The 22,362-nt window shown below is 50.1% G+C and carries 24 protein-coding genes; 15 read left to right on the top strand and 9 right to left on the bottom strand.

The annotated features are described in order from the left end of the window. Positions 1-28: 28 nt before the first annotated feature. The 5 genes from AC04MQ_RS01575 to AC04MQ_RS01555 all read right to left on the bottom strand — a co-directional run bounded on the left by AC04MQ_RS01575 (position 29) and on the right by AC04MQ_RS01555 (position 5,408). On the bottom strand, positions 29-1,300 hold the full coding sequence (locus AC04MQ_RS01575; protein WP_015089521.1) for an NAD(P)/FAD-dependent oxidoreductase: 1,272 nt from the start codon (positions 1,298-1,300) through the stop codon (positions 29-31). 118 nt (positions 1,301-1,418) lie between these two features. Further along, positions 1,419-2,762: an AmpG family muropeptide MFS transporter gene (locus tag AC04MQ_RS01570; RefSeq protein ID WP_041576832.1), complete on the bottom strand. Its 1,344-nt coding sequence runs from the start codon at positions 2,760-2,762 to the stop codon at positions 1,419-1,421. Then, the gene (locus tag AC04MQ_RS01565; protein WP_015089523.1) at positions 2,759-4,402 is read right to left on the bottom strand and encodes an amidohydrolase family protein; all 1,644 of its coding nucleotides are present in this window, start codon (positions 4,400-4,402) and stop codon (positions 2,759-2,761) included. The genes AC04MQ_RS01570 and AC04MQ_RS01565 overlap by 4 nt, the downstream gene beginning before the upstream one ends. 20 nt (positions 4,403-4,422) lie before the next feature. Then, positions 4,423-4,878, bottom strand: a complete 456-nt coding sequence (locus tag AC04MQ_RS01560; RefSeq protein ID WP_015089524.1) for a GNAT family N-acetyltransferase — start codon at positions 4,876-4,878, stop codon at positions 4,423-4,425. Then, positions 4,875-5,408: an HNH endonuclease gene (locus tag AC04MQ_RS01555; RefSeq protein WP_080602315.1), complete on the bottom strand. Its 534-nt coding sequence runs from the start codon at positions 5,406-5,408 to the stop codon at positions 4,875-4,877. Before AC04MQ_RS01555 ends, AC04MQ_RS01560 begins: the two co-directional genes overlap by 4 nt. Positions 5,409-5,568: 160 nt before the next feature. On the opposite strand from AC04MQ_RS01555, the gene AC04MQ_RS01550 reads away from it, so the two are divergent. The 7 genes from AC04MQ_RS01550 (at position 5,569) to AC04MQ_RS01520 (ending at position 12,150) form a co-directional block, all read left to right on the top strand. Then, the gene (locus AC04MQ_RS01550; RefSeq protein ID WP_015089525.1) at positions 5,569-6,042 is read left to right on the top strand and encodes an FKBP-type peptidyl-prolyl cis-trans isomerase; all 474 of its coding nucleotides are present in this window, start codon (positions 5,569-5,571) and stop codon (positions 6,040-6,042) included. A gap of 199 nt (positions 6,043-6,241) precedes the next feature. Continuing rightward, positions 6,242-6,727, top strand: a complete 486-nt coding sequence (locus AC04MQ_RS01545; RefSeq protein ID WP_015089526.1) for a YajQ family cyclic di-GMP-binding protein — start codon at positions 6,242-6,244, stop codon at positions 6,725-6,727. Between the two features lie 126 nt (positions 6,728-6,853). Continuing rightward, complete coding sequence (locus AC04MQ_RS01540; RefSeq protein ID WP_041576834.1) at positions 6,854-7,210, top strand: RNA recognition motif domain-containing protein; 357 nt, start codon at positions 6,854-6,856, stop codon at positions 7,208-7,210. Between the two features lie 66 nt (positions 7,211-7,276). After that, positions 7,277-7,876, top strand: coding sequence for an arylesterase (locus AC04MQ_RS01535; RefSeq protein WP_015089528.1), 600 nt, complete (start codon positions 7,277-7,279; stop codon positions 7,874-7,876). Then, on the top strand, positions 7,873-8,538 hold the full coding sequence (locus AC04MQ_RS01530) for an ABC transporter ATP-binding protein (RefSeq protein WP_015089529.1): 666 nt from the start codon (positions 7,873-7,875) through the stop codon (positions 8,536-8,538). The genes AC04MQ_RS01535 and AC04MQ_RS01530 overlap by 4 nt, the downstream gene beginning before the upstream one ends. Further along, positions 8,538-11,087, top strand: coding sequence for an ABC transporter permease (locus tag AC04MQ_RS01525; protein WP_015089530.1), 2,550 nt, complete (start codon positions 8,538-8,540; stop codon positions 11,085-11,087). The genes AC04MQ_RS01530 and AC04MQ_RS01525 overlap by 1 nt, the downstream gene beginning before the upstream one ends. A 46-nt stretch (positions 11,088-11,133) precedes the next feature. Continuing rightward, positions 11,134-12,150 (top strand): L-threonylcarbamoyladenylate synthase, encoded by a 1,017-nt coding sequence (locus AC04MQ_RS01520; protein WP_015089531.1) that lies wholly within the window; start codon positions 11,134-11,136, stop codon positions 12,148-12,150. Here AC04MQ_RS01520 and AC04MQ_RS01515 read toward each other — a convergent pair. Both AC04MQ_RS01515 and AC04MQ_RS01510 read right to left on the bottom strand, forming a co-directional pair. Beyond that, complete coding sequence (locus AC04MQ_RS01515) at positions 12,140-13,024, bottom strand: cation:proton antiporter (RefSeq protein WP_015089532.1); 885 nt, start codon at positions 13,022-13,024, stop codon at positions 12,140-12,142. The genes AC04MQ_RS01520 and AC04MQ_RS01515 overlap by 11 nt on opposite strands. Further along, positions 13,021-13,539 carry a hypothetical protein gene (locus AC04MQ_RS01510; protein ID WP_015089533.1) on the bottom strand — a complete coding sequence of 173 codons (519 nt, stop codon included), beginning with the start codon at positions 13,537-13,539 and terminating at the stop codon, positions 13,021-13,023. Before AC04MQ_RS01510 ends, AC04MQ_RS01515 begins: the two co-directional genes overlap by 4 nt. Positions 13,540-13,659: 120 nt before the next feature. On the opposite strand from AC04MQ_RS01510, the gene AC04MQ_RS01505 reads away from it, so the two are divergent. The 5 genes from AC04MQ_RS01505 (at position 13,660) to AC04MQ_RS01485 (ending at position 17,038) form a co-directional block, all read left to right on the top strand. Then, entirely contained in the window at positions 13,660-14,535 is an 876-nt protein-coding gene (locus AC04MQ_RS01505) for a GNAT family N-acetyltransferase (protein WP_015089534.1), read from the top strand. A gap of 35 nt (positions 14,536-14,570) precedes the next feature. Continuing rightward, entirely contained in the window at positions 14,571-15,335 is a 765-nt protein-coding gene (locus AC04MQ_RS01500; protein ID WP_475390753.1) for a lysophospholipid acyltransferase family protein, read from the top strand. A gap of 32 nt (positions 15,336-15,367) precedes the next feature. Further along, positions 15,368-16,438 (top strand): DNA polymerase IV, encoded by a 1,071-nt coding sequence (gene dinB, locus AC04MQ_RS01495; RefSeq protein WP_475390751.1) that lies wholly within the window; start codon positions 15,368-15,370, stop codon positions 16,436-16,438. A 212-nt stretch (positions 16,439-16,650) separates the two neighbouring features. After that, the gene (locus tag AC04MQ_RS01490; RefSeq protein ID WP_015089538.1) at positions 16,651-16,821 is read left to right on the top strand and encodes a hypothetical protein; all 171 of its coding nucleotides are present in this window, start codon (positions 16,651-16,653) and stop codon (positions 16,819-16,821) included. A 67-nt stretch (positions 16,822-16,888) separates the two neighbouring features. After that, complete coding sequence (locus AC04MQ_RS01485) at positions 16,889-17,038, top strand: hypothetical protein (protein WP_158320216.1); 150 nt, start codon at positions 16,889-16,891, stop codon at positions 17,036-17,038. Positions 17,039-17,064: 26 nt separating this feature from the next. Here the strand turns inward: AC04MQ_RS01485 and AC04MQ_RS01480 are convergent, their stop codons facing one another. Both AC04MQ_RS01480 and AC04MQ_RS01475 read right to left on the bottom strand, forming a co-directional pair. Then, positions 17,065-17,424, bottom strand: a complete 360-nt coding sequence (locus tag AC04MQ_RS01480; RefSeq protein ID WP_475390749.1) for an arsenate reductase family protein — start codon at positions 17,422-17,424, stop codon at positions 17,065-17,067. After that, positions 17,417-18,472 carry an agmatinase family protein gene (locus AC04MQ_RS01475; RefSeq protein WP_475390748.1) on the bottom strand — a complete coding sequence of 352 codons (1,056 nt, stop codon included), beginning with the start codon at positions 18,470-18,472 and terminating at the stop codon, positions 17,417-17,419. Before AC04MQ_RS01475 ends, AC04MQ_RS01480 begins: the two co-directional genes overlap by 8 nt. A gap of 154 nt (positions 18,473-18,626) precedes the next feature. Here AC04MQ_RS01475 and AC04MQ_RS01470 point away from each other — a divergent pair, with 154 nt between their 5' ends. Genes AC04MQ_RS01470 through AC04MQ_RS01460 form a run of 3 tightly spaced genes read left to right on the top strand, consistent with a single transcriptional unit; the run spans position 18,627 to position 22,341 of the window. Next, the gene (locus AC04MQ_RS01470) at positions 18,627-20,243 is read left to right on the top strand and encodes a peptide-binding protein (RefSeq protein WP_235046227.1); all 1,617 of its coding nucleotides are present in this window, start codon (positions 18,627-18,629) and stop codon (positions 20,241-20,243) included. A 53-nt stretch (positions 20,244-20,296) separates the two neighbouring features. Then, positions 20,297-21,325, top strand: a complete 1,029-nt coding sequence (locus AC04MQ_RS01465) for an ABC transporter permease subunit (RefSeq protein WP_148278663.1) — start codon at positions 20,297-20,299, stop codon at positions 21,323-21,325. Beyond that, positions 21,322-22,341, top strand: a complete 1,020-nt coding sequence (locus tag AC04MQ_RS01460; protein WP_015089545.1) for an ABC transporter permease subunit — start codon at positions 21,322-21,324, stop codon at positions 22,339-22,341. Before AC04MQ_RS01465 ends, AC04MQ_RS01460 begins: the two co-directional genes overlap by 4 nt. The last annotated feature ends 21 nt before the right edge of the window (positions 22,342-22,362 follow it).

Genomic DNA, 22,362 nt, shown 5'->3' with positions numbered 1-22,362 from the left:
CCGCCTCAAGACTTGGATAGATCCAGTGTTACGAAACAGGCGGCTTTGGTTTTGATCTCCATTCTTTATCGACAATCAATCGAGCACCTCGTTTGAACGTGAAGTAAGAGTAAGCCCACTGCCAGATGACGAAGACTCTGTTCTTAAAACCAATCAGATAATAGACGTGAATGAATAACCACAAAATCCACGCAAAGAATCCGCTGAATTTCAGATTGCTGATTTGTGCGATGGCTTTGCGGCGGCCAATTGTGGCCATCTGGCCCTTGTCGAGATACTTGAAATCAAGTCGGGGTTTGCCGTCGATTTCTCGCAGAATCTGATTCGCAGCATGTGTTCCTTGCTGCATAGCCACCGAAGCAAGTCCTGGCAAGGCTTGGCCGTTGTCGGTCAGATAACAAGCCTGATCGCCCAAAATAAACACTTCCGGGTGTTCTTTCAAACTTAAATCTTTTTCGATGATCACTCGTCCCGCACGGTCCAGCGGGACCCCGAGCGTTTTGTTGATACTGGATGGCTGAACACCTGCGGCCCACAAGATGGTGGCGGCTTTAATGACTTCATCACCCAGAACCACAGAATCAGACTTTACATCTGTGACTCGTGTGTTGGTCCAAATCTGCACGCCGAGGTCTTCCAGGTCTGCTGCGGCTTTGCGGGAAAGATCCGGATGGAAGGCGGCAAGAATTCTTGGGCCTGCTTCAATTAGAATCACCCGGGTGCGTGACGGATCAATGTGGCGGAAGTCTTTGGTTAAAGTGTGACGGCTGATCTCGCCAATGGTGCCTGCAAGCTCGACACCCGTTGGGCCCGCGCCCACGATCACGAAAGTCAGTTGCTGCTTCTGTTTTTCAGGATCGGTTTCTTTTTCGGCTCGTTCGAAAGCCATCAGCAGACGACGGCGAATTTCGGTGGCTTGTTCCAGGGTCTTTAAGCCCGGAGCATTTTCTTCCCACTCGGGATGCGCGAAGTAACTGTGCTTGGCTCCACACGCCAGAATCAGATAGTCATAATCAAGAGTGCGATCCGGAACCTGAATCTTTTTGTTTTTCAGATCAACGCTTTCCAGATTGTCCAGAAAGACCGAAACATTTTTGTACTTGGAAAGTATGCCGCGAATGGGACCTGAAATTTCTGCCGGGGAAAGTCCCGCGGTGGCTACCTGATAAAGCAAGGGCTGGAAAAGATGATAATTGCGGCGATCAATAAGAGTGACGGAAACATCTTCTTTGTTTCCAAAAGCACGCGCGGCTTTCAGCCCCGCAAAACCACCACCGACGATGACGACTTTTTTTGGCATTTGAACCTCTGCGCCCAATATAGCACTTTGGTTTTTCAGAATGAATCAGAATCCTAGTGGGAACTCGGTGAAAGAAAAGACACAGTGTTGTTTTTTGGCCCGGTGCCCGGGCCTTTTATCAAGCAGATGTTATTTTTGAAAGTTTGGTGGTGCTTCTTACCAGTAAAATACAAAGAAGCAGCGCAGGGATTCCGATCATTGCGGTCCCCAGGAAGAAGAGCGCGTAAGATTCCATCAAAGCGTGGGTTTCGTTAAGCTTCTGAACCGCAAGCCCCGAGAAGCCTTTCAGAACTTTTCCCAACAAAGCATAGAACGAACTCAGCAGGGCATACTGTGTGGCTGTGTATCCGAGCGTCGTCAGGCTCGACATGTATCCAACCAGCGCGGTCCCGGCAAAGCCCGTGGCAAAGTTATCCACGATCATGGCACCCGTAAACACTTCAGTGCTGGGTCCCATCATCGCCAAAACCGAGAAGCCAAGATTGGACGCCGGACCAATCACGGCACCAATAAGTAATGTTGAGATAAAGCCAAAGCGCACTGCCGTCAGGCCCGCCGCCGCTACGCCGACAACTGACGCGATCAAGCCGACAGACCCGCGCACCGCGCCCACGGTTTCTTTCGTCAAACCAAGATCTGCATAGAACGGATTTGCCATGGGACCCATGACAAAGTCAGAAAGGCGGTACAAGCACACGGCTGCCAGAATCAACAAAGCCCGCTGGCCATGCTGTTTGAAGAAAGCAATGAACGGACCCGCGACCGCATCAAACAAACCGCGCGCAGACCACAAAGACACAGCCCCGGGAACATTTGCCGGTCCGTGCTTTGGTTCAGCGGCAAATAATGTCGCGATTACACCCACGGCCATCAAAGCACCCATGGCAGAATAAGAAACCGACCAGCCAATCGCGCCCGCCAGAATCAGAATCAACGCATCCGTCACCAGCAAAGAAGCACGGTAACCCAGTTGATATGATGAAGACAATAAGGCCATATCTTCGCTGGCGTCAGAAACTTCAATCCTCCACGCATCCACCACAATGTCCTGGGTGGCAGAGGCAAAGGCCGCCACCGCCGCTAGCAGGGTGAACAGCGCCAAGCCGCCTTCGGGTTTGACATAGGACATGCCAAACAAGCAGATCCCCACCAGAATTTGGGAAATGATCATCCAGCCGCGACGGCGTCCCAGCCAGGCACCGAAAATCGGCGCATTCATTTTATCAATCAACGGAGCCCAGACGAATTTCAGCGAATACGCCAGACCCACCCAGGAAAGAAACCCGATGGTCGCCAGCGCGATCCCGCTTTCACGCAGCCAGTATCCCAGGGTGTTTCCGACCAGCATGAAGGGAAGCCCGGAAGAAAAGCCCAGGGCCAGCATGATAGAAACTTTCGGACGGGCAAGGGAGCGGATGGTGTCCATCCAGCTCAGGCGGCGTGATTTTTTTGCGGTAGTCATCTCTGCGTTGTCTTTCCCAGTTGTTTGCGCATCTTCCAAAGAAGGTGGCTGATATATGGCCGGCGAACTTCGCCCGTGGTCACCATCAGCAATTTTGTAATCTTCAAGTTCACCGCATCGGTGTAAAGAAGGATCAGCATTTCATAAATGAAGTTCGTGTTCAATGTCACGTGGTTGTCGGTGCCAACGCCAAGCTGCACACCTTTTTTCTCCCACCACGAAAACGGGTGATCCTTGTAGTCTTCAAACTTGCCGGTCAGCTTGTTGTTTGATGACGGCAGGGACACCAGGGTCACGCCTTTTTGAATCATGCGGTTCAAAACGTCGTGCTGATAATGTTCGACTTCGCGAGCGGTGTGGAACTTGGCTTTTACGAACAGAATGTCTTCTTCCGCGGTGATCTTGGTCCCTTGCAGGATTTTTTCCAGAACGTGGCGGTTGAAGCCCCAATCAAGTTCAGTCAGTTCGCGGTACAGCGGATCCTTTTCAGGAATCGGCTGACCTTGTTGGTTCTTCGCCAGAATATCCTGATAGATGCGGTGGAAGTATTTGTTCGGGTTGATGCCCAGACTGATTCCGTGCTCCAGCGTGTCGATGTGCCAGATGTTCATGGCATTGTCGACGGCCTGGATGCCTTTTTTCAGAGTGTGCCAGGTTTCACCATGGTGCGAACGGATCTTGAAGCCACGGTACTGAAGCTTGCGGAAGCCCGCCTGCATTTCGTTGAAATGCTCTTTGCGGTACAGTTCGCGTTCGTCGCCGACAGTGTCGACATCACGCAGGTGACGCTCCAGGAACGGATACTTGTCGATCATGTCGACCAGTTCGTTGATTTGTTCCATGAAATGTTCCTGGCGCGTTTTGAACTTTTCAGAATCGAAGTGATTGGATTCTTTTCTGAAAGACGGCGACAGGATGAAATCAAAATTCGGATGCTTTTCCTGGAAGGCACGGAAGCCGTCATACAGGCCCAGCACGACATCCTCGGAAGTCACATTGTCGATGCCCGGAATCTGTTCGGAAGAACTGGCGGTGGAGCGGGACAGCGAGAATTTCAAACGCACGCGGCCCACGTTAAATTTATAATACAGCTCTTCCGCCATGGAATAGGCCGCTTCCTTGTGAACTTCGCGATTGATGAAGATCAGTTTTGGCAGATACAGAATTTTCAGATAGCGCGAGAATCCTTCGTTTTCCTGCAGCCGGATCAGGCGGTCGACGTCTTCAACCGAACGGATGGGCAGGGCTTTGTCGCCATAGACCTCTTTGATTTTTTGTTCATAGATGTCTTTGTCCGGGCCTTCCATCAGTTTTTTCAATCTTGGATAGATGAATTCTGCGGTGATTGCGCCGGTCAGGTGAATGTGCTCTTCGTTGTATTTCAGGGGGAAATTTTTGAAGAACTCAAACAACGCCGCGGACATCGGGTGCTTAAGCAGTGACGAGATCGTCACCTGATTGATCTGAAAACGATTCAGCAGATCACGGAACTCGACAACAAGGCCGTAGGCATCCAGATTCTCTGTTTTCATTTTAGAAGACAAAAGCAGATCAATGGTGTCAGAAAGCGAGATCCCGTTGGTTTCGCTGATGATGGTGGTCAGTGCTGAGGTCAGCTGATTGTGAACATCCTTATTCACCGATTCCTCCTGCAAAGAGGTTAACGGGGAATAAGATGCTTGTACATGGTTTTATGGGGACCGATATCCTTGATATCAAACAGCGGTCCGTAGAATGAAAATCCGAGTCTTTCATAGAATGGAAAAGCCTTGATGCGCGCATTGAACCACACCAGGTCGCAGCGGCGGCTTTTTAATTCTTCTACACCAAAGCGCACAAGCTTTTGTCCCAGGCCCTGGCCGCGATAGCTGTCATCCGTGGCCATGCCCCGCAGGCGATAAGGATAGCCGGCAGAAAACGCAGGATGTGATTCCTGGATGAAAGTCGCGACAGAAACAAGTTTTCCGGAAATAAAAAGGCCGAAGTGGAACGTGGTCGGAAGATCGTCTCCCGGATTCACGCATTCTTCGGCGCGCAGATGAGGCTTAAGAACTCTTTGACGGATAGGAAGAGTCTCGGTGGTGGTGATGGTTTTGAATTCGTACTCTGTCGTCATCCGGTATTCAGTCTTAAATAGGGCGTCCAGTCGGGAGGCACGTGATCCTCGCCGATTTCCAGTTGCAGTGTTGGCAACCATGATGGGGCACGGGGTTCACTCAGTAAAGGCATATTGGCAGTGCGGGGTGTTCGGTTTGCTTTTCTTTGATTGCAGTCCCGGCAGGCGGAAACAACGTTGGTCCAGTTTTTCGGACCATTATGGGAGGCGGGAACAACGTGATCAAGAGTAAGGAGCTTGGCGGCGAGTTTGGTGCCGCAGTACTGGCAGGTATAATTATCGCGGATATAAACGTTTTCCCGGCAGAATCGGACGGCTCCGGCGGTCCGGGGTCGTACATACGTCTTCAGCCGCAGAACACTGGGCAGCTGAAACCTTCGTTGTACCGACCGGGCAAACGCAGAGTGATATTCCAATATCTCCACTTTTCCCTGAAACCACAATACCAAGGCTTTTTGCCAACCTACGACCTGCATTGGCTCGTAGCTAGAGTTGAGCAACAAAGACCTCAGCGAGGACATGTGCATCATGCTTTCCCCCCTCAGGCGCGATCCTAAATATGATTATATCTAGCTCTGCGTCTCAATTTCAAGTGTCTCGTTAAATATTCAAAAGAACTGGGTCTTTTCGGTTGCCTGAATAGGTCCAAAATGGGATACCGACGTTTTAAGCGCTACAGGAGGCATTTTTATGAAAAGAGTTCTGGCATTTAACTACGTTCTTAAAGGACCTGACGGCACTGTATTGGACGCTTCCGAGCGCAACCAACCGCTTCCTTTCCTGGAAGGCGCGGGTCAAATCATTCCTAAACTTGAAGAAGAAATCAAAGACCTGCAAGAGGGCGATAAAAAAACTGTGAAGCTGGCAGCGAAAGACGCTTACGGCGAAGTTAAAGACAACATGTTCATGGACGTTCCTAAAGCAGAACTTGCGCACCTTCCACAATTGGAAATCGGCGCTCACTTGCGTTTGGAATTGGGTCAAGGCGCACACATCGTACGCGTGACAAAAATCACTGACGAATCAGTTACTTTGGATGGCAATCACCCATTGGCTGGTCAGGATCTTGAATTTGCAATTGAGATGGTTTTGATTCGTGAGGCGACGGCGGAAGAGGTACTACACGGACACCCCCACGGACTCCACGGCAATAGTGGTCACTAAGCGGCCGATGAAAAGGGCCCATCCGACTGCGTTGTCGGGGGACCCTTTTCGCTTCGACGTGCTTGGAGCACGCCTCCGCTTCAAGGGGACCCCTCCGCCTTGCGGCTGAACCCTTTTGATCAGCCTTATTGGTTTGCGGATTTGGTTGATTAAGATTTTTAGTTCGAATTTCTTTATTATTCTTTTGGAGATATTTTCGATGCCTTCGTTTGATATTGTTTCTGAGATTGATGTTCAGGAAGTGGACAATGCTGTAAATCAGGCGCGTAAAGAGATTGAAGCTCGTTACGATTTCAAAGGCAGTAAGGCTGAGCTTCAGTGGGATAAAAAAGAAATGGTCCTGATGGCAGAGGATGAATACAAAGTTGGTGCCATGGCCAGCATCCTGCAAACAAAACTTCACCGTCGTGGGATTGATATCAAGGCGATTAAATTCGAAAAGATCGAAGAGGCCGGTGGCAGAATGCTTCGCCAAAAGGTCACTTTGGTACAGGGAATTGACCGCGAGATCGCTAAGGATATCATTAAATTGATTAAGGATTCCAAGCTGAAGGTTCAGCCGCAGGTTGCTGACGATAAACTGAAAGTGACGTCAAAAAGTATTGATGAACTTCAGGAATGCATCAGTCTGGTGCGTGGTGGGAACTTCCCTCTTCCCTTACAATTTAATAATATGCGCGCTTAAAATTGGGCTTGCACGTTTTTTGGGCTATGCTAGCGTTAATGCAGTTAAGTCCCCGTGTGAGTGTACTCGATTTTATCTTGTTCGAAGGCTTCCTCGGGTAATATGGCCCAACCATAGGAGGTCTTTGTGGCTAAGAAACTTTATGTAGGCAACTTGCCTTACTCTGTAGACGATGAGGCACTTCATCAACACTTCGCACAGTTCGGTGCGGTAGATTCAGCAAAAGTGATCATGGATAGAGAAACTGGTCGCTCTAAAGGCTTCGGCTTTGTAGAGATGACTGATGACTCTGCTGCTGATCAAGCTATCGAAAGAGGCAACGGTATTGAGTTGGGCGGTCGTCCTATCAATATCTCTGAGGCTCGTCCTCAGGCTCCTCGCGAAGGCGGTCCACGTCGTGGCGGCTTCGGTGGTGGTCGCGGCGGTGGCGGCGGCGAAAGACGTGGTGGATTCGGCGGCGGTGGTCGCGGTGGTCCTCGCTAAGCAGCCCATACTTTGACGAAGCTGGACTTGTCATAGTCTTAAAAACTAAGGTCTCATAGGAACCCTATGAGACCTTTTTTATTTCTCCTCATTCTTCTTTGCAGCTCTTTTTCCTTCGCACAAAAAAAACTGATCGTCCTGGGTGATTCGCTCACCGAAGGATATGGTGTTGCCAAAGAGGCGGCGTTTCCGGCCGTCCTTGAAAAGAAACTTCACGCGTCTGGCAAAAAAGAATGGACCATCATCAATGCCGGGGTCAGTGGTTCCACCACGGCGTCAGGTCTTAGCCGTATGAAGTGGGTCTTTAAATCAAAACCAGATGTCGTATTGCTGGCGCTGGGGGCGAACGATGGTTTGCGCGGTCTGAAGGTCGAAGACAGTGAAAAACATCTGGCCCAGTCCATCGAATATGCGCAATCTCAGAAAGTAAAAGTCATCTTGGGTGGTTTGTATATGCCGCCGAATTACGGCAAAGACTATACCGATAAATTCAAAAAAATGTACGAGTCGCTTGCTAAGAAATACAAGCTGACCTTCATTCCGTTCATCCTGGACAAGGTGGCGGGAAATCCAAAATACAATCTGGCCGACGGGATTCATCCCAACGAAGAAGGTCATAAGATAATCGCAGACAATGTGTTTTCAGTTCTAAAGGGGGCGTTGTGAGTTTGATCCTGAAAGATGTTAAAAAAGGTTTCCTGCAAGGGGAGTCCGAGATTCAGGTGCTAAAAGGCCTTAACGTCACTATCGAGCCAGGACAGGTCGTTTCTGTCGTGGGTCAGTCCGGCAGTGGCAAGTCCACGCTGCTTTCAATTCTGGCGGGTCTTGAGCGCGCTGACAGCGGCGAGATTCTGGTTGATAAGATCAACCTGACCCCGATGAGCGAGCAGCAGATGACTTTGTTCCGCGCCCAGAACATCGCGGTCGTCTTTCAGCAGTATCACCTGATCGCGCATTTGACTGCGGTCGAAAACGTGATGCTGGCACTGGAAATTCTGAAAATGGAAAATCCCAAAGCCCGTGCCGAGGAAGCTCTGACCGAGCTGGGCCTGGGGCATCGTTTGAATCACTTCCCAAGTCAGCTAAGCGGCGGGGAGTGTCAGCGTGTCGCGATTGCGCGTGCACTGGTGGTGAAGCCGAAAATTCTGCTGGCGGATGAGCCAAGCGGAAACCTGGATATCCACACGGGCGACAAGGTCATGGATGTGTTCTTTGATGTGGTTCGCAAACACAAAATCACCACGTTACTTGTCACTCACAGTGAAGCTTTGGCGAAAAAATGTGAACGTACTTTGCGCCTTGATGAAGGCCAGCTGAAGGAAGCCTAATGATTTTCAGACTTGCTTGCCGGGAGCTTCTGCGCAGCTGGCGTTTCGGGCTCTTTTTCATATTCAATTTAAGTCTTGGTCTGACGGGCTTTGTGTCCCTGCAGGCCTTCAACGTGGCGCTGGAAACTGAAATCCAGGCCAATGCTAAATCCATTCTTTCTGCCGATCTTGCCGTGGCCGCGCGCCGCGAACTGACTGAAGATGAAGCCAGGAAAATGCGTGAAGTGGTTCCAGCCGGTGCTACCGAAGGCAAAATCTATGAATTCTTTGCGATGCTTAGTTCGTCCAAGGGTTCAAGATTGGTTTTGGTCAAAGCCGTCGATCAGGCTTATCCGTTTTACGGGGAGCTGGATCTTGAATCCGGCCGCCAGATCACCGCGGGCAGTGACAACAAAGATATTCTTTCAGCACCCAAAGCGTGGATTTATCCCGAACTGAAATCCCAACTGGGACTTGATGTGGGTGACGAAATTCAGCTGGGTCAGTTGAAACTTAATATTTCTGATGTGGTGAAGAAAGATGCGACTCAGACTTTCCGCATGGCAAGTCTTGCACCCAGAATTTTTGTGAACCGCGAGCTTTTGCCGCAGTCGGGGCTTTTACAGTACGGAAGCACGTTCTCGCTGGCGCACTTGTTTAAGCTGCCAGACACCACGGATCACAAGCTGGTGCGTGATCAGCTTTACAATGTTCTGACTGATCCACAGATCAATGTTGAAACCCCTGAAACAGCGGGTGAAGATTCCGGTCGTCAGCTGGGTTATTTATCAGACTATCTGGGCCTGGTTGCGATCGTGGCCCTGTTTATGTCGGCGCTGGGGGCGGCCTACATCTATCGTCTGTTCCTATCCACGCGTATGAAAGAAATCGCCATCTTGCGCACCCTGGGTTTGCAAAGTGGCCAGGCGGTCAGCGTTTACATCCTGCAGGCCTCGATGCTGGGATTGTTGGCCACCATTCCGACAATGCTGTTTAGTTTGTTGGTTTTGCCTTTGCTAAGTAAGCTGCTTGCGAACTTCACTCCGTTTGATCTAAGCCCGACGGTGACACCGGAAGCGTTTTTCATCTGCCTGTTGATGGCGGTGTTTGGCAGCTTCGTGGTCAGTATCCCGTTCCTGATGAAGATCTTTGATCTGCGTGCGGCGAAACTGTTCAGTGAAGAAAAGTTTGCCGTGGGCGAGGGCCAGCGTCGTTATTGGACGTTCCTGCCTTGTGTGGCTTTGTTCTATTTCCTTTCTGTGTATCAGGCGCATTCCTGGAAAATCGGCAGCTTGTTTGTCGGTTCGATGGTGGCCGTGGTGTTAGCGCTGCTTTTGATCGGTTATGGCACCGTAAAAATGGCCGGCTGGATTCGCGGCTTGAACCGCTGGTTCCTGAAGTTCAGTTTTTTAAGTCTTTCCCGCCGTGCGGGGGCGAGTCTTGCGATCTTTGTGGCGCTGGGTTTAGGTGCTTTGCTGATCAATATTCTGCCGCAGCTGAAGAACTCGTTGCAGGCGGAGTTCCAGCTGGATGCCAACAGCAAGATCCCGTCACTGTTTATGTTCGATATTCAGGATGAACAATGGACGGGTCTTGAAAAGATTCTGGCGGATCGTGAAGTGAAGCCTTTGGGCAGATCTCCGCTGGTGCGCGCGCGTATTCTGAAAGTGAACGATCAGGATTATGAAAGAAAGCTCGACACCCAGGGATTTAAAACCCGTGAAGAAGAGCGTGAAGCCCGCTTCCGCAACCGCGGGATGAATCTGTCCTTCCGTGAAGGTCTTTCTGATTCCGAAATCATGATTGATGGCCGGCCGTTCTCGGGTCCTTTTGATCCGGAAAAACAAAAGCGCGCCGAGTTGTCGGTGGAAACCCGCTTTGCCGACCGCATGGGCTTTAAGATTGGTGATGTCCTGGTCTTTGACGTTCAGGGCGTGGAAGTGGAAGGCGAAATCATCAACCTGCGCAAGGTGAAGTGGACAAGCTTCCAGCCGAATTTCTTTATTATGGTGCAAAACGGTGTTTTGAACGAAGCCCCGAAAAGCTGGATTGCAGCGATTCCGTTCCTGCCAGAACAGCAAAGATCTGAACTGCAAAATGCCATTGCCAAGGAATTTTCCAACGTGTCGGTTATTGATGTTGTGCGCACGGTGGATGATGTCTTAAAGACCGCCGAAAAAATGAGCTGGTCCCTGGAGCTGATGGCGGGCCTGGCGCTTTTGACCGGATATATCGTGCTGTTTTCGATCGTGCGCAGTCAGATCAAGCTGCGCCGTTGGGAGCTGAACATGCTAAAAATTCTCGGCGCCAGCTGGGGAGAGGTCGCAAGCTTCATTCTGACCGAATTTGCCTTCCTCGCATTTATCGCCTCGTTCTTTGGGGCGGCGCTGAGTGTGGTGGTGAGTTTTGCTCTGAATACATTCATCTTTGAAAGTGACTTTAAATTCTCGCTGGTGCAGCCGCTGCTGTCGGTGCTGATTATCACGACGTTAAGTCTGGTGATCTCGTTCCTGGCCAGTCTGGATATCGTGCGTGAAAGCGCCCTGAGCATCCTGCGGGAAGAAAAATAGACGGGAAACCTTTCAATCCCGTCTGCTTTGATGTACAAAAGTATCCATGTTGACGCCGAACGAGGCCTTGGCCAAAGCCAAAATCATTCTGGAAGAAGGGGGAGTCATCGGCTTCCCCACCGAGACCGTTTACGGTCTGGCGGCCCGTATTGATATCCCTTCGGCCATCGAAAAGATCTTTACCACCAAAGAACGTCCGTTTTTTGATCCTTTGATCGTTCATGTGGCGTCTATTGAACAGGCGAAGAAGGTCACAGCCTTCTGGGGACCGGCGTCCCAGGCTCTGGCTGAAGCTTTCTGGCCGGGTCCGCTGACCATGGTGCTGCCAAGGGATCCTTCCGTAAATGCGATGATCACTTCGGGTCTTGAATCCGTGGGTATTCGCATGCCAAATCACCCGCTGGCTTTGGAGCTGTTGCAGCAGGTGGGTGTGCCTTTGGCAGCCCCCAGTGCCAACAAGTTCGGTCGCACGTCGCCGACGTCGGCTTCGCATGTGCGCGTGGAATTCAAAAATGAAAACGTTTTCGTGGTTGATGGTGGCGATTGTGAAATCGGCATCGAATCCACAGTCTTGTTGGTTCGTCACCGTCCGGAAGGTGTGGTGCTGTCGATTCTTCGCCGCGGGCATATTCTGAAATCAGATCTTGCACGCGTGCTGGAAGAAAAAGGCCTGGCTTATGAATTCATCGAGCAGGTCGACAAGCGCGAATCCCCGGGACATATGAAGCATCACTATATGCCGCCAGTTCCGATGGTGGTGTGTCTGGATCCATCCCGCAGCCCGGAAAGTGTGTTGATGGAAGTGAATGAAAAGATCGGTGAATTGCCGGATGAAATTGAAAGCATCAAGATCATCAAACCCAAAGCGGGGATTCATTCCTATGAAATCCTGAAGCTGTCGGAAGATCCATTGCTGGCAACGCGTGAATTCTATGGTCACTTGCGTGAAGTGGCCGCACGCGGGAAAGATTGCATTTTGTTTTACCGCGAAGCCCACCAGACCGGTGAGCGCTGGGAATCCCTGTTTGACCGCCTGAATAAAGCGGCGTCTCTTATTGTCTGAGTTTTCTTTGCAAACGGAAGGTTAAAGCAGGGACCATGGAGGTGATAATCGCCATGGCAACAAGGCTTGTGAACAAAGTCATGTCGATCAGTCCGGCTTTCAAGCCGAAGGTGGCCATCAGAATTTCCATGGCGCCCCGGGCATTCAGTGACAGTCCGATGGTCATGCTGTCCGTGTGATTGAACTTGCGCCAGCGGGAAACCGCGTAGGATCCGATGATCTTTCCAGCAAAAGCAATCAACGTCACAATCGCCACCTGACGGGCATCAAAGTGCTGCGCCAGATTCAGGCCCCAGCCAATGGTGACGAAAAACACCGGAGCAAACACCCAGCGGGTGATACTTTCAAGCTGTTCGATGTGCTTTTCAGAAATCAAATTCCAGTCTGAAATGAAAAGTCCCGCCATAAAGACAAACACCGGCAGATGGGAGGCAATCCATGGTCCCATATTTTGTGGCGGCAGCAGGAACGAGAACATGATCCACGCCAGAATGTCACACAAGGTGGCCGCGCTGACGATCAGGCGGCCCAGGTTGGTGGTGTAAAGGTTTGCTTCTTTTAAAAGCTGGATGATTACCGGCAACGCGGAAACGGCCATGGCGGTTGCCACGAACAAGGTGTTGCTGCCTTCCGGAAGCAGATACAGGGCACCGATATACCCGGCAATCAATGGAAAGATGAAAGCCCCCACACTGATCCAGGAAGCTTCTTTCACATGGGCCAGAGTTTTTTTAAGACTTAGCTCTAAACCCGCGGCAAATAGAAATACATAAGCCGCGATTGTTCCCATCAAGGAAACAGTTTCGGTTTTGGGAATATTCAGCAGGGTCGGGCTTAAGATCAAACCCGCAGCAATAAACAGAAACAATTTCATTTGCGGGATTTTCTCCAGGCAAAGAAGCCCAGGGTTCCGAACGAAGTCAGGATGGCAAGGACCAGCATCACTTTGTTGCTGGTAGAGGGATCTGAAGATCCAGTGATTCCGAAATAATAGACAGCCGTTTTCAGGATGATCATGGATTGAATCATCACCCAGATATACGGCCACAGCTCACGCGCGGTCTTTTGATCCTGAGTCAGTTCTTTCACCGGCTTTTGCGCCTGAACCGGATAGTTCCAGTTGTTCTGCCGGTGATAATCCACCAAGATGGCATTCCAGCCGGAACGCAGATCTTCAAAGCTGACCGGTTTATCGCAAGTATTCAGATGTTGCGCTAAACGTTCCGCCGCATCCTTGGTCAGCAGTTCTTCAGTTTCAAGGGAGTAGTAACCCGAGCGATCTGGAGAAAGGTCCTGAGGCAGGTTCTGAATGATTTCCTTCAGGTAGCTTTCGGCTTCCTGATGAAGTGGAATATCGGAAAGTGGTTTGCGAAAAACAGCTGTTTCCATAGACGTATCCTTCTCATAGCATAGCCCTTTAATGGAACGCCAACAATATCCTGTCGCAGTTCTGACAATCTTCACATTTAAAGCCCGCTACACTGAGGTTGATCTTAAGGGGGGCCTTCGATGATCAACTCTCTGGCTTACGCAAGTCTTGAGCGAGTTTCCACGAATCTGCAGTCTTTCTATCAACTGCGTCTGAATCGCATCCATAAATTCAAAGCCAAGATCCATATTCAGTCAGAAGTGGGTCCTTTTGAAATAAAAACGGTGACCGATGTTGAAGAACTGAAAGAAGCACTGACTTTGCGTTACGAGGTCTTCCACCGTGAAATGCAGGGTAAGAAAGCCCCGACAGGGGTGGACGTCGATGAATTTGACTTCGACTGTGACCACCTGATCATCAAAGAAAAGCGCAGCAATCGGATCGTGGGAACCTATAGACTGAACTGCTCTTTGTTCACTGACGAATTTTATTCCGGCAAAGAGTTCATGATGAATGGAATTCTGGCCCAGCCGGGTGTGAAGCTTGAGCTGGGGCGCGCCTGCATTCACAAGGATTTCCGCCGCGGGGTTTTGATCTCGCTTTTGTGGCGCGGGATTGCTGAATACATGGCAGCCTCTGATTCCAAAATGCTTTTTGGTTGCGCGACGGTGAAGACGGATGATCCCCGCGATGCAGCCCTGTTGACCCGGTACTTTGAAGAGGAAGGGCGTATTGTGCCGGGGCTTCGCACCCGACCGACGCTGGCCTTTACAATGCCGATGCTGAATCACTTTTTAGAAGAAGTCCGAAGCCCTCTCACGGAGACTCAGAGAGCCCAGGCTGAGGAACTTCTTCCCCCTTTGTGCCGCGCTTACTTGAAGGCCGGAGCTTATATCGGCGGGGAGCCTGCATGGGATCGTGAATTCCAGTGCATTGACTTCTTGACGATTCTTCATCGGGAAGATTTAAATAGGACCCTGTGGAAGCGATTCAAGCTGGACTCCGCGGAGTCCTAAAACTTACTGTCTTTGTTCTGATTATCCTGACATTCATGTTGTGGTCGTACATCTGTCATCTGGTGGTGCGCGACCCGCAGAAAAGGCTTCAGCGTTTTTCAAATAACTCCCGCTTTTTCTCAGGCCTGATTCTGAAGGTTTTCAATCTGGATCTGACTGTTATCAACAAGCCAGCAAATGATCAAAAATGTCTGATCGTTTCCAATCACATGGGCTTCGTTGATATTCTGATGCTGGCGTCCTGCAGTCCGATGCTGTTTGTGACTTCCAATGAAATGCGTGAAACCCCATTCCTGGGTCTTTTGACCGAGATGGGTGGTTGCATTTACGTTGAGCGCCGCAGTCGCACGAAAATTCTGGATGAAATGAAGTCCATCGTAAACGCCCTGCGCGCGGGATTCCGCGTGGTGCTTTATCCGGAAGCGACGTCCACCAATGGTGAGCGTGTGCTGCCGTTCAAAAAAACTTTGATGATGGCCGCGGCGCAAGCCGGGGTGCCGATTCAACCGGTGGTGATCAACTTCCGTGAAGTGAACGGTGAAGACTTCAGCCTGAAGTGGCGTGATCATCTTTGCTGGTATGGGGATATCCCGTTTGCGACGTCCATGTGGAAGTCTGCGATTCTGAAATCCGTAAAGGGCGAGATCGAGTTTCTGGAGCCTATCTACTCGACCACGGATGATGATCGTGGCCTGATTGCCGACAAAGCCCACGCGGCTATTTCCGCCAAGTTTGTTCCGGTGAAAGGCCTGCCCACGGAACCCCAGCCTCCAGCCGAGATGCAGGCAGATCCGACTTGATTTAGTTCTTTCGATATGTAAATAATGTGTAAATGAGGAAGATCATTCACATCGACATGGACTGCTTTTACGCGGCTGTAGAGGTGAAGTTCCGTCCCGAACTCAAAGGCAAACCTTTGGGGATCGGCGGTCCACCGAACACCCGCAGCGTGCTGTGCACCGCGAGCTATGAAGCCCGCAAGTTCGGCGTGCGTTCGGCTATGCCTTCTTCACAAGCGGTGCGCCTGTGTCCGCAACTGGTTTTGATTCCTCCACATTTTGACTTATATAAGGCTGAAAGCCGCAAAGTTCGCGAAATTCTTGAAAGATTCACAAACAAGATCGAGCCGCTGTCTTTGGATGAAGCCTATTTGGATGTCACCGATTGCGAGCAGTTTGGCGGCAGCGCCACTCTGATTGCGCAGGAAATCCGCCGTTTGATTTTCACCGAACTGAATCTGACGGCGTCGGCCGGGGTGGCTCCGAACAAGTTTCTGGCCAAGATCGCCAGTGACTGGAAAAAGCCCAACGGACAGTTCGTGGTGCGCCCCCAGGATGTGGAGGGTTTCGTCAAAGATCTGCCGGTGGAAAAGATCTTCGGGGTGGGTAAGGTCACCGCCCAGAAGATGCATGATCTGGGGCTTCGCACCTGTGGCGATATTCAGAAATACACCGTTCTTGAATTGTCGCACTGGTTTGGATCGCGCGCCGCCGAGCTTTATGATTTTTCCCGCGGCATAGATCATCGTGAGGTGATCACCGAGTGGGAGCGCAAGTCCCTGACGGTGGAAGAGACCTACAACAAGGATCTTCCGACGTTGCAGGACTGTTTAAAGACGTTGCCTTCGTTGTACGAGGACTTCGTGCGCCGGATGGATCGCGGGCAGTATCACGATCGCATCAAGGGTTTGGTGATCAAACTGAAGTTTTTCGATTTCAAACAAACCACTCATGAAGAAGTCATTCATGACCTTCCCACTTTGCAGGATTTTGAACGCCTGCTTGAAAAGGCCTGGAATCGCAGGGCGGTGCCGGTGCGACTTGTGGGGCTGGGAGTTCGCTTAGGCACACAAAAGAAATCTTCCTCGGAATCCGATTCATCTCAGCTCAAGTTCGCAATTTAATCTTTATAATGGCGAAATCAGGTGGTGCATTTTTTTCTGGCATCACTGTTGCTTTACCAGTCCTTTGACCACCAGCGGGGCCACAACGGCTTCGTTTGTTTTAAGAAAGGACACCACTATGAGAAAAATCGTATTTTCCGGCCTGCTCATAGCCACCTTGTTTCGTTATTCAGGCCTTCACCGTTAGGGCTTTACAGCAAGAGCTGTCGGGTTTGTCTCCGGCTCTGGCATTGATTCCTGGCTCTATGGCGGTCATCACGGTGATGATCGTGGTTCTGCACGTCCTGGTGAATGCAGATGATCTGACTGAAGGGCAGTCGCTGCGTAAGTCGGTGGAAAAATGGCTGGTTAAGCTGTCTGATATGTTGAGAAACAAACGCTGAAAAATGGATCCTCTCTATTTGCTCACTTTTCTTTGTGAAAAGATAAAGGCAGCGATGGGAGGTAGTTATGATAAGCCTGTCAGTCGTGATCTTGGTGCTGGCAATAAGTTTTGGAGGATTCTATTTCATTCTTCGCAGCCGCAAAAACGGCTTCTTTGAAGAAGAGATTGGTAAGAAAGCTCCTCCAGGATTTCATCCGCACCATCGAACAAAATAAAAAGGTCCCGCAAGGGACCTTTTTATTTAGAAAACTTTTTTCCATTCATCTTCTTTGAATCCGACCAGATGAGTGTCGTCGCCGATGACGAACGGACGCTTCACCAGTTTGCCGTTTTCAGAAAGAAGTTTCAGGCATTCTGCCTCGGTCATGGATGGAAGCTTTTCGCTTAATTTCATTTCCTTGTACATCACACCTGAAGTGTTAAACAGGTTGCGGATGCTGCCGCCACGCTCTTTCAAAGCCGAAAGCATTTCTTTCAGCTCTTTTTGTGTCGGGGCTTTGTCGACGATCGGCAGTTTGTCGTATTTAACTTTTTTACCGTCGAGGAACTTCAAAGCCTTCACGCAGGTGGAACACTTCGCGTACTCGTAAACCTTAAGCATTGGATTTCACCAACCAGCCGCACATTTTGTACAAAATACGCGCGCCCACGTTGCCATCCCATTCAACTTCGCCTTCAGGCAAGCCGCCGGTGGAAACTTCATTCAGGTCAAAAGCCACGATCTTGCGGCCGGAAGCATGCACTTCACGGAACAGGAAGAAGACCTGATCCACGCTCAAGCCGCCCGGAACAGGTGTGCCGGTGTGAGGGCAGAAGGCCGGATCCAGACCGTCGATATCAAAAGAGATGTACACGTTCTGCGGAAGCTCTTTGATGATGTCTTTGCAGACTTGTTCCCAGGTTTCGCCTTTCAGCATGCGGCGTTTCAGCTCCAGGTCGTAGAAGGTCTTGATGTCTTCACGGGAGTTGCTGAAGTCGTATTCTTCCTCGCAGAAGTCACGGATGCCGACTTGAACCAGCTTCTGAGGCTTTTTAGCATCAGTCATCACGTTGTACATGATGGAAGCGTGGGATTGCTTGAAGCCCTGGTAAGCCGTGCGCAGATCCGCGTGAGCATCGATGTGCAAAACGCCGAACTCGCCTTTGAATTTATCGCTGACGGCGCGGATGGCTCCAAGCGGGGTGGAGTGATCGCCACCAACCAGACCCAGCAGCTTGCCCTTTTTCAGGACGTCAGAGCACTGGTCGTAAACCCATTGGGTCATCTCTTCGCAGGCTTCGTTCACCTGGGAAGCCAGCTTGTTCATTTTGGCTTCGTCGTCGCTCATGTTGGTGCGCATTCCGATCAGTTCCTGAGCCACGGCCTTGAACTTGTCGTTCATGTTGCACAGGTCTTCAGGGAAATCGCGCATGTGGTAGCCGACTTCGTAGGCTTTGCCGACTTCAATGTCGAAAAGGTCAATCTGTTCACTGGCTTGGCGGATGATCTGAGGCCCGCGAGAAGCGCCTTCGCCATAAGAGGTGGTTACTTCCCAGGGAACTGGAACTAGAACGACCTTGGACTCGTCTTCGGTCATCGGAATTCCGAAGATTCCGAACTCTGCAGAGATGGTGGTTGTCGGGTCGAATTTCACAGTCTTTTCAGACATTTTTTACTCCTTAAATTAGCCCCCATGGTATAGCATTTAAGCGCGGCGTCAATCGAGCAATAACTTGATTATTTTTGTCGCATAACCCATTTTAACCCAACTTTGGGAACCACTTAAATTCCCAGCGAAATTCTTTGGAGGAAACACAATGAATATGAAGGGACTCCTGGCTCTTGCACTGAGCTCAGCTTTGACAGCTCCCGCTTTCGCAGCAGCACCAAATGCTTCTGCACCAAAAGGCGGAAATTTCGTAAACAACCTTGGCGGTGAACCACCTACAGTTCATCCGATCACAAGCACAGACGTGTACGGTTCCAACGTGCAAGCAATGGTGTGTGAAGGTCTTTTGTCTCGTGACTCTGAGACTTATGACTGGAAACCTCGTTTGGCTGAGAAATGGGAAGTTTCCAAAGATAACAAAACTTTCACATTCTTCCTTCGTAAAAACGCAGTCTTCCATGACGGCAAGCCGGTAACTGCTGAAGACGTTAAGTTCTCCTTCGACGCGATCTTCGAACCAAAATATGAAGCAGCTCACCTTCGTCCCTACTACGAAGGCCTTTCCAAAGTTGAAGTTGTTGACGCTCACACTGTGAAATTCACAGCTAAAGACATGTACTTCAAAAACTTTGAATCTGCTGCGGGTTTGACCATCATCCCTAAGCACATTTATGGCGATGTTGAAAAATCCAAAAAAATGAACCGTCAGTTGATCTGCACGGGCGCATACTCCATGTCCAAATTTGACCGTGGTCAAATGATCCAGTTGAAGAAATTCGACAAATGGTGGGGCTTGAGCGATCCTTTGTACAAAGGCGCTTACAATTTCGACACTGTGACTCTTCGTTTCTACAAAGACGAAAACGTTCAACTTGAGCGCGCTAAAAAAGGTGAGCTTGATTACCTTGATCTGCGTATCGAATCCTTCATGAAAAAAACTGAAGGCGCTCCTTGGGGCAAAACTGTTCTTAAGCACAAAGTTGCGAACAGCGCTCCTAAGTCTTACGGCTTCGTGGGCTGGAACTTCCGCAAAGAATTGTTCCAGGACAAAAACGTGCGTGTGGCTTTGGCTCACCTGTTGAACCGTGAAGAGATGAACAAAAAGTTCCGTTATGGCATGTCTGACCTTGCCAACGGCGCGGTTTACATCAAATCCGAATACAATCCAGGCAACAAAGCTTTGGAATTCAATCCGAAGAAAGCTCAGGAATTGCTGGCTAAAGCCGGTTGGGCTGATGCTGATAAAAACGGTGTTCTTGAGAAAACCGTTAACGGCAAGAAATCTGAGTTCAAGTTCACTTTGATCTACCCTAATAAAGACGTAGAGAAATATTGGACTATGTACCGTGAAGACCTGAAAAAAGCGGGTATCGACATGGAACTTAAGTATCTTGAGTGGAACTCCTTCCTGAAGCTGGTTGACGAAGGTAACTTCGACGCTGTGACCATGGCTTGGGGTGGTGGTTCTGTTGATCCGGATCCAAAACAAATCTGGCACTCTTCCGGTGCGATCCCGGGTGGTTCTAACTTCATCGGTTACAAAAACCCTGAAGTTGACAAGCTGATCGACGAAGCTCGCGTTGAGCCGAATAAAGCAAAACGTGTTGTTAAGTTGAAAGAAGTTTACAGAAGAATCGCTGAAGACGCTCCATACGCGTTCCTGTTCAACGACAAGTACGTATTCTATGCAAATTCTTCACGCATGGGCACTCCTGCAGAGACATTTAAGTACGAAATTGGTACAGACTACTGGTGGATGAAGCCTCAATAGGCTTCTTCCTCTGGATTTGTTCATCTGTCTCTTATTAGTTTGGGAGTAGGGCTTTGATCGTTTACCTGATTCGCCGATTACTACTGATGATCCCGACATTCTTCGGGATCACCATCATGACTTTCGTTCTTATCAATCTGGCTCCGGGCAGCCCCATTGAACAGAAACTGCAAGCTATTCGCTTCGGTTCTGCAGGTGGCGGCGGCGGGGCTGCTGGCGTTAACAGTCGCGGTGATTCCGCAGTTAACGAAGAAGTGATTGAGGCTTTGAAGAAGCAATACGGTTTCGACAAGCCTTTGCACGAACGTTACATCATCTGGCTTAAAAACCTGTCCCGTTTGGATTTCGGTGAAAGCTTCACCTACCAGGAACCGGTCATTGACGTGATCAAAAGTAAGTTCCCGGTGTCCTTGCAGTTCGGTATCGCCTCTTTGATCCTGACTTATCTGGTGTGTATCCCTCTGGGTGTTCGCAAGGCCATCAAGGCCGGCGGCGCTTTTGACCGTATCACCACTATTATTCTGAATCTGACGTACTCCATCCCTCCATTGGTTTTGGGTATCTTCCTGATCGTTGTGTTCGCCGGGAAACTGAATATGTTCCCATTGGGCGGTTTGCACTCGGACGATTACGAAGTGCTGACCACGTGGGGTAAGATCGTGGATCGCGCGCACCACTTTGTGCTGCCGTTGATCTGTTACATGATCGGTGGTTTCACAGAGCTTTCCACTTTGATGCGAAATTCCATGCTGGATGTTGTGAAGTCCGACTTTGTTCGTACAGCGCGCGCCAAGGGTCTTTCTGACAATGTGGTTATCTTCAAGCACGCTCTTCGCAATGCTTTGATCCCGATCGCAACCGGTTTGGGTGGCTTCTTCGGGGCTTTCCTGGCGGGTTCTTTGATCATCGAACAGATGTTCAATTTGGACGGTATCGGTTTGCTGGGCTACCAGTCCATCATGGCACGTGATTATAACGTGATCATGGGTCTGACATTTATTTCGTCTTTGCTTTTGATGTTCGGACGTATTTTCTCTGACATCATTTATGTTCTTATTGATCCAAGGATTGACTTCAAATGATCGAAAAATATCTTATTCGCAATGAATTGACGCTGAAGAGATATAAGCGATTTAAGCGCGACCGTGTCGCTGTTGTCTCTGTTTGGATTCTTTTGGCTATGTTCTTCGTGAGCTTCACGGCGGAACTTTGGGCCAACAATCACCCCCACGTGATGAGCTACAACGGGAAGCTGTTCTTCCCATTGTTCAAGGACTATCACCCAACTGCTTTCGGCCGTGATGACATCTATGTGATGGACTATCGCGAGCTTGAAATGAAAGAGGGTGATTGGGCTGTATGGCCGGTCATTCAGTGGGACCCGTATGAAAGCAACAAGCTTGTGGATACATATCCATCCCCTCCAACCAAGGTAAACTGGTTGGGTACGGATGAGAGCGGTCGTGACGTGATGACTCGTCTGTTGTACGGCTTCCGTTACACGATGTTGTTCGCGATCGGATCCTGGTTGGCGACTTATGCTATCGGTATCACGATCGGTGCGGTCATGGGTTACATGGGCGGCAAGACCGATTTGATTGGTCAGCGTCTGGTTGAGATCGTGGAAAGTACTCCGATTCTGATTGTTCTTTTGACCATCATCTCGATCTTTACTCCAAGCTTGCCGTTGTTGATCGGGTTCTTTGCGATCTTCAGCTGGACCGGGATTTCTGCTTACATGCGTGCCCAGTTCCTGTCTTTGAGAAAGCGTGAGTACGTTGAGGCTGCGAAAGCCATTGGTGCAAATCATTCCCGCATCATCGGTAAACACATTCTGCCGAATGGTCTGACTCCGATTGTGACGTTTGCGCCGTTCTTTATCGCTGGTGGCGTGAATACGTTGTCCTTCCTGGATTACCTGGGCTTGGGTCTTCGTCCGCCGACTCCTTCTTGGGGTGAGTTGCTGGCTCAGGCTCAAAAATGGTTCACGATTGCAGAGTGGATTGTTTGGGGCCCGATGGTGGCTCTGGTTCTGACTCTGACCCTGTTGATCAACATCGGTCTTGCAGTCCGCGACGCCTTCGACTCTAAAATGTAATTTAAAAAAAAGGTGGCTCAG

It is taken from the genome of Bdellovibrio sp. MYbb2 (genome assembly GCF_056175685.1).
This window is presented reverse-complemented; position numbering and strand designations above follow the sequence as displayed.

What these genes read in the sequence shown, in the direction of transcription:
- AC04MQ_RS01480 (WP_475390749.1), bottom strand. Translation starts at nt 17,424, where the DNA reads ATGCTTAAGGTTTACGAGTACGCGAAGTGTTCCACCTGCGTGAAGGCT.
- AC04MQ_RS01470 (WP_235046227.1), top strand. Translation starts at nt 18,627, where the DNA reads ATGAAGGGACTCCTGGCTCTTGCACTGAGCTCAGCTTTGACAGCTCCC.
- AC04MQ_RS01535 (WP_015089528.1), top strand. Translation starts at nt 7,277, where the DNA reads ATGAGACCTTTTTTATTTCTCCTCATTCTTCTTTGCAGCTCTTTTTCC.
- AC04MQ_RS01510 (WP_015089533.1), bottom strand. Translation starts at nt 13,539, where the DNA reads ATGGAAACAGCTGTTTTTCGCAAACCACTTTCCGATATTCCACTTCAT.
- AC04MQ_RS01460 (WP_015089545.1), top strand. Translation starts at nt 21,322, where the DNA reads ATGATCGAAAAATATCTTATTCGCAATGAATTGACGCTGAAGAGATAT.
- AC04MQ_RS01515 (WP_015089532.1), bottom strand. Translation starts at nt 13,024, where the DNA reads ATGAAATTGTTTCTGTTTATTGCTGCGGGTTTGATCTTAAGCCCGACC.
- AC04MQ_RS01505 (WP_015089534.1), top strand. Translation starts at nt 13,660, where the DNA reads ATGATCAACTCTCTGGCTTACGCAAGTCTTGAGCGAGTTTCCACGAAT.
- AC04MQ_RS01555 (WP_080602315.1), bottom strand. Translation starts at nt 5,408, where the DNA reads ATGATGCACATGTCCTCGCTGAGGTCTTTGTTGCTCAACTCTAGCTAC.
- AC04MQ_RS01500 (WP_475390753.1), top strand. Translation starts at nt 14,571, where the DNA reads ATGTTGTGGTCGTACATCTGTCATCTGGTGGTGCGCGACCCGCAGAAA.
- AC04MQ_RS01570 (WP_041576832.1), bottom strand. Translation starts at nt 2,762, where the DNA reads ATGACTACCGCAAAAAAATCACGCCGCCTGAGCTGGATGGACACCATC.
- AC04MQ_RS01560 (WP_015089524.1), bottom strand. Translation starts at nt 4,878, where the DNA reads ATGACGACAGAGTACGAATTCAAAACCATCACCACCACCGAGACTCTT.
- AC04MQ_RS01550 (WP_015089525.1), top strand. Translation starts at nt 5,569, where the DNA reads ATGAAAAGAGTTCTGGCATTTAACTACGTTCTTAAAGGACCTGACGGC.
- AC04MQ_RS01575 (WP_015089521.1), bottom strand. Translation starts at nt 1,300, where the DNA reads ATGCCAAAAAAAGTCGTCATCGTCGGTGGTGGTTTTGCGGGGCTGAAA.
- AC04MQ_RS01475 (WP_475390748.1), bottom strand. Translation starts at nt 18,472, where the DNA reads ATGTCTGAAAAGACTGTGAAATTCGACCCGACAACCACCATCTCTGCA.
- AC04MQ_RS01525 (WP_015089530.1), top strand. Translation starts at nt 8,538, where the DNA reads ATGATTTTCAGACTTGCTTGCCGGGAGCTTCTGCGCAGCTGGCGTTTC.
- dinB (WP_475390751.1), top strand. Translation starts at nt 15,368, where the DNA reads ATGAGGAAGATCATTCACATCGACATGGACTGCTTTTACGCGGCTGTA.
- AC04MQ_RS01520 (WP_015089531.1), top strand. Translation starts at nt 11,134, where the DNA reads ATGTTGACGCCGAACGAGGCCTTGGCCAAAGCCAAAATCATTCTGGAA.
- AC04MQ_RS01485 (WP_158320216.1), top strand. Translation starts at nt 16,889, where the DNA reads ATGATAAGCCTGTCAGTCGTGATCTTGGTGCTGGCAATAAGTTTTGGA.
- AC04MQ_RS01545 (WP_015089526.1), top strand. Translation starts at nt 6,242, where the DNA reads ATGCCTTCGTTTGATATTGTTTCTGAGATTGATGTTCAGGAAGTGGAC.